Source organism: Peribacillus sp. P4_C12 (genome assembly GCF_056402095.1).
Genome location: NZ_JBFUIB010000455.1, coordinates 1 through 2941, shown reverse-complemented (window position 1 = coordinate 2941; position 2941 = coordinate 1). Strand labels below are relative to the sequence as shown.

The window sequence follows — 2941 nt, the reverse complement described above, 5'->3', positions numbered from 1 at the left end:
CATTTTCATGATCTTGCAGGGAGGGCAATCCGGTTGGGTATAAAGGGTAACGTCTTTCATTTCATTCCTCCAGGTATGCTTAAAGTGAGTACTTTCTCATTATAGAGAATACCCTTCCATTTGAATAGAGATATACATTATATGTCTACCTATTTATTCTTTTCGCGTTTTTCCAAGTAGTCAATCAAACCCATAGAACAGACCTTAAGGTCCAGGCGAATTATTTCAAAAACGGAATGATCCTTTGTGATGCCCTTTTCTCCTAAATGAGTAGCGACTATATTGAAAATATTTTTGCTAGTTGCGGCGACCTGCTCCTTAAAGCTTGTGTATTCTTTGAAGGCTGTTTCTGCTGTCTCAACAAAAATAGGCAACCAGTAATGAAGTTGCTTATAAACTTCGTTTGGATTTTCCGATACGCCGTAATGGCCAAAATATATCCGTTCAACTCCAATACTCGCATACAGGTCTGCTGCAGCAAGCATCGCTTCAGGATTAAATTGATTTGGTGATGTGGAGGGTAGATAAAATTCAATGCCATCTTCATTTAGCTCACGATAGTAAATACCTACCGTGTCACCGGAAAACATACCTTTTGAAACAGAATCGAATATGCTGAAGTGGTGATTGGCATGCCCTGGCGTGTCATAAAAGGTCAATGTAGACGAGTCGCTCGTTTGAAGAGATTCCCTATCTTGTTTAATAATCATTTTATCGTGCGGTATAGGCAAAATCGGGTCAAAAAGCTTGTTGAATTCTTCACCATAGACTGCTTTAGCTCCAGCAATTAATCTTGTCGGGTCTTCTAGATGTCGTGCTCCTTTTGGATGAACAATTACTTTGGCATTCGGACAATGCTGTAAAAAAAGTCCAGCTCCCCCTGCATGGTCCAAGTGAATATGGGTAAGAATGATATATGTAATATCCTCGGGGGCGATTCCCAGGTCATCAAGTCCTTTTAATAAATGGGGGATAGATGGGCTGGCGGACGTTTCAACTAAAGTTATGTCCTTATCGGCAATTACATATGTACCTGTCCGATTCTTTCTATTCAAATCAAAACCATCGATTAAATATATCCGATAACCAAGTTCACTAAAGTTTTGCAATAGAATCTACCTCCAGGAAATTTTTTATGTACAAAATCCAATCCTTATTTTATTCTGTTAATAGTGTCATGTAAAGAATGAAGTTTTAAATTATTCTGAATTTATTTCAGCGTGGCTACTGGATAGAAAAGTATGGTATAGTGAAACCTATCGAAAAGGTTTTATTCAGAAAGGAGAGTGAGTATGTCTCAATTACAGGGCATTCTTACCAGATTAAAAAGTCTTCAAGAGCAAGCAAAGGAATCTGAATCTGCTCAGCGTTTTTTTGAAATAGATGGCGTGAAAAAATGCCAGGTTACATATTTCAGCAAAACAGAAATGTTCGAGCTTGAAGTATACAGTGATAAAGGGAAATCATCAAAATATCAGTTCGATAATATTGATATGATTACCATTGAAATCTTTGATCTTCTTCAATCTTAAAAAGATTACGAAAAAAGCCGCATTCCTTTTGGGAATACGGCTTTTTATTATTGAAAAATCAACTCACTTTTTACTTCGTGTATGAAGAAGGGATTTTTACGACACCTTAATAATTGGAGGGATGTAAATGAAAAATCCTATGGTAATATGCCCTGCTTGCGGTGAGGAAAGGGAAATGGCAGATGTATTGACGGCACAGTCCAACCAAAATGTAATATATCAATGCCCGGAATGCGGGTTTAAACAGGTTAACATTAAAACTAGTAAAGGCTAAGTATTTCTTTAGAGAATCCTCAGTTTGGGATTTTATAGGTATTGGAATGAGTCTTTTCTGCTTACATATGTTAAACTAGAAAAAGAGCTGTATATAAAAACATATGGTAAGGGRTTTTAACATGATCGGTACTCATGATGGGGATTTATTGGAATCCAGCGTGAAAGACTTAATGATTTCTTCTGAACGCGTGGCCCACGTGCAGGTAACCAATAATTTAGAACATGCACTATTAGTATTAACAAAGAGCGGTTATACGGCCATTCCTGTGTTAGATCCGATGTATAAACTGCATGGCTTAATTAGCACACCAGTCATTCTTGACTCGATTTTGGGACTGGAACGAATTGAATTTGATAATCTAGAGAATAAAAAAGTTTCCGAAATTATGAATATAGACATACCTCGCCTGCATATCGAAGATACCTTGACTAAAGGTGTAGAATTGTTAATTGACCATCCGTTTGTCTGTGTAGAGAATGATGAACACCTTTTTGAAGGAATCCTAACGAGAAGAGCTATCTTGAAAAAAGTATTTAAACAAAATACATTACCTGAATAAATATGTCAACGCTAAACAGTACAGTTTACCTAAAACTCGCCAATTGGCGAGTTTTCTTGTTTTTTACATATTCTATATAGAGGGCGGTAAACCCTAGAAAGAGCTATTACATATTTAGGAAAGGATGCGGAAATTGGTACAAGCAGTAAATACTTCAGTACAGAATAAAAAATTGAAACGTCCATTCATCCTAGCTGCCATCATGATGGCTATGTTTATGAATGCAATTGAAGGAACTATCGTTTCGACGGCAATGCCGGCTATTGTCAGTGATTTGGGTGGTTTTTCTCTATATAGCTGGGTGTTTTCTGGATATTTGCTAATGAACGCCGTGACAGTCTTAATTTATGGAAAGCTATCCGATATTCTTGGAAGAAAACCTGTTTTATTATTTGGAATTATTGTCTTCTTAATTGGTTCCATTCTCTGCGGTTTCTCCAATTCGATGACGGAGCTCATTATTTATCGCTTTGTACAGGGTTTTGGGGCAGGGGCAGTAGCACCTGTTTCTTCAACAATTGTGGGGGATATTTATAAAAATGAAGAGAGGGCCCGTGTTCAAGGGTATTTATC

5 protein-coding genes are annotated in these 2941 nt (G+C 37.2%); 4 read left to right on the top strand and 1 reads right to left on the bottom strand.

The window, feature by feature from the left end; genetic code table 11:
* Positions 1 to 149 precede the first annotated feature (149 nt).
* Positions 150 to 1109 (bottom strand): MBL fold metallo-hydrolase, encoded by a 960-nt coding sequence (locus tag AC1DUW_RS24820; RefSeq protein ID WP_402877079.1) that lies wholly within the window; start codon positions 1107 to 1109, stop codon positions 150 to 152.
* A gap of 183 nt (positions 1110 to 1292) precedes the next feature.
* Here AC1DUW_RS24820 and AC1DUW_RS24815 point away from each other — a divergent pair, with 183 nt between their 5' ends.
* The 4 genes from AC1DUW_RS24815 to AC1DUW_RS24800 form a co-directional block, all read left to right on the top strand.
* Positions 1293 to 1532, top strand: a complete 240-nt coding sequence (locus tag AC1DUW_RS24815; protein WP_034314086.1) for a YkuJ family protein — start codon at positions 1293 to 1295, stop codon at positions 1530 to 1532.
* A 127-nt stretch (positions 1533 to 1659) separates the two neighbouring features.
* Positions 1660 to 1806 carry a hypothetical protein gene (locus AC1DUW_RS24810; RefSeq protein WP_169787513.1) on the top strand — a complete coding sequence of 49 codons (147 nt, stop codon included), beginning with the start codon at positions 1660 to 1662 and terminating at the stop codon, positions 1804 to 1806.
* 121 nt (positions 1807 to 1927) lie between these two features.
* Positions 1928 to 2368 (top strand): cyclic-di-AMP-binding protein CbpB, encoded by a 441-nt coding sequence (gene cbpB, locus AC1DUW_RS24805; protein WP_053345153.1) that lies wholly within the window; start codon positions 1928 to 1930, stop codon positions 2366 to 2368.
* A 202-nt stretch (positions 2369 to 2570) separates the two neighbouring features.
* Positions 2571 to 2941, top strand: a 371-nt coding sequence (locus AC1DUW_RS24800) for an MFS transporter (RefSeq protein ID WP_477643721.1), incomplete at its 3' end; no start/stop codon positions are given.

What these genes read in the sequence shown, in the direction of transcription:
- AC1DUW_RS24815 (WP_034314086.1), top strand. Translation starts at nt 1,293, where the DNA reads ATGTCTCAATTACAGGGCATTCTTACCAGATTAAAAAGTCTTCAAGAG.
- AC1DUW_RS24810 (WP_169787513.1), top strand. Translation starts at nt 1,660, where the DNA reads ATGAAAAATCCTATGGTAATATGCCCTGCTTGCGGTGAGGAAAGGGAA.
- cbpB (WP_053345153.1), top strand. Translation starts at nt 1,928, where the DNA reads ATGATCGGTACTCATGATGGGGATTTATTGGAATCCAGCGTGAAAGAC.